Source organism: Vibrio sp. Vb0304 (genome assembly GCF_033338995.1).
Lineage (GTDB): Bacteria > Pseudomonadota > Gammaproteobacteria > Enterobacterales > Vibrionaceae > Vibrio > Vibrio alginolyticus.
On sequence record NZ_JAWOTT010000194.1, the window covers coordinates 1 to 1,252 of the forward strand.

At 48.6% G+C, this 1,252-nt stretch carries 1 pseudogene; it reads left to right on the plus strand.

The features are described 5' to 3' along the window. Positions 1 to 36: 36 nt before the first annotated feature. Positions 37 to 1,252: pseudogene (locus tag R7P35_RS24920) on the plus strand (VacB/RNase II family 3'-5' exoribonuclease); the annotation flags it as partial.

Genomic DNA, 1,252 nt, shown 5'->3' on the forward strand with positions numbered 1-1,252 from the left:
CTAGCTCTATACCTTCCTTGCTAGATAGGCGTGCCTATGTCAGACAATATTCCAAACGATCCATTCGCAGATCGTGAATCCCAAAATTACGAAAATCCAATTCCAAGCCGAGAGTTCATCCTCGAGTTCCTTGAGCAAGCGGGCGTACCAATGAATCGCAATGACTTGTTCGAAGCTTTAAAGTTAGCGGGTGAAGAGCAATACGAAGGGTTGCGCAGCCGTCTAAGTGACATGGAAAGCGATGGTCTACTGGTGTTTACACGCCGTCAGTGATACGCATTGCCTGAAAAACTTGAAATGGTGAAAGGTTACGTGATTGGCCACAAAGATGGTCACGGTTGGGTACGTCCAGAAGGCAGCGTCGGCAAGGACGATGATATTTTGCTGCCACATCACCAAATGAAGAACATCATTCATGGTGATTTCGTGCTGGTGCAACCAACAGACAACAGCAAGCGTGGTCGTCGTGAAGGTCGTTTAGTTCGCGTACTTGAAGAGCGCAATAGCCAGATTGTTGGTCGCTTCTTCCTTGAGTACGGCTACTCATATGTTGTGCCGGATGATTCGCGCATCAGCCAAGATATTCTGATCCCGAACGAGCACAAAGCTGGCGCTCGTATGGGTAACGTCGTGGTGATTGAAATTACCGATCGTGGTTCTCGCTCGCGTGGCATGATGGGTAAAGTGGTTGAAGTTCTTGGCGAAAATATGGCGCCAGGTATGGAAACACAAATCGCAATTCGCACCCATCAAATCCCTTATGAGTGGCCAGAAGCGGTCGAAAAACAAATCGTAAACTTGGGCGAAGAAGTGCCTGAAGAAGCGAAAGTTGGCCGTGTTGACTTGCGTGAATTGCCGCTCGTTACCATTGACGGTGAAGATGCGCGAGACTTCGATGACGCCGTTTTCTGTGAGAAGAAAAAAGATGGTGGTTGGCGTCTTTGGGTCGCAATCGCAGACGTAAGCTACTACGTGCGCCCAGACTCAGCGTTAGACAAAGAAGCCATCAACCGTGGTAACTCTGTGTACTTCCCATCGCAAGTTGTCCCAATGTTGCCTGAAGTGCTTTCAAACGGTTTGTGTTCGCTTAACCCGCAAGTAGATCGCTTGTGTATGGTGTGTGAGATGACCATTTCTGAAAGCGGTAAGCTCTCAAGCTACAAGCACTACGAAGCGGTAATGAATTCCCACGCTCGTCTCACATACAGCAAAGTGAGCGCGATTCTTGAAGGTGATGAAGAACTGCGTGAAC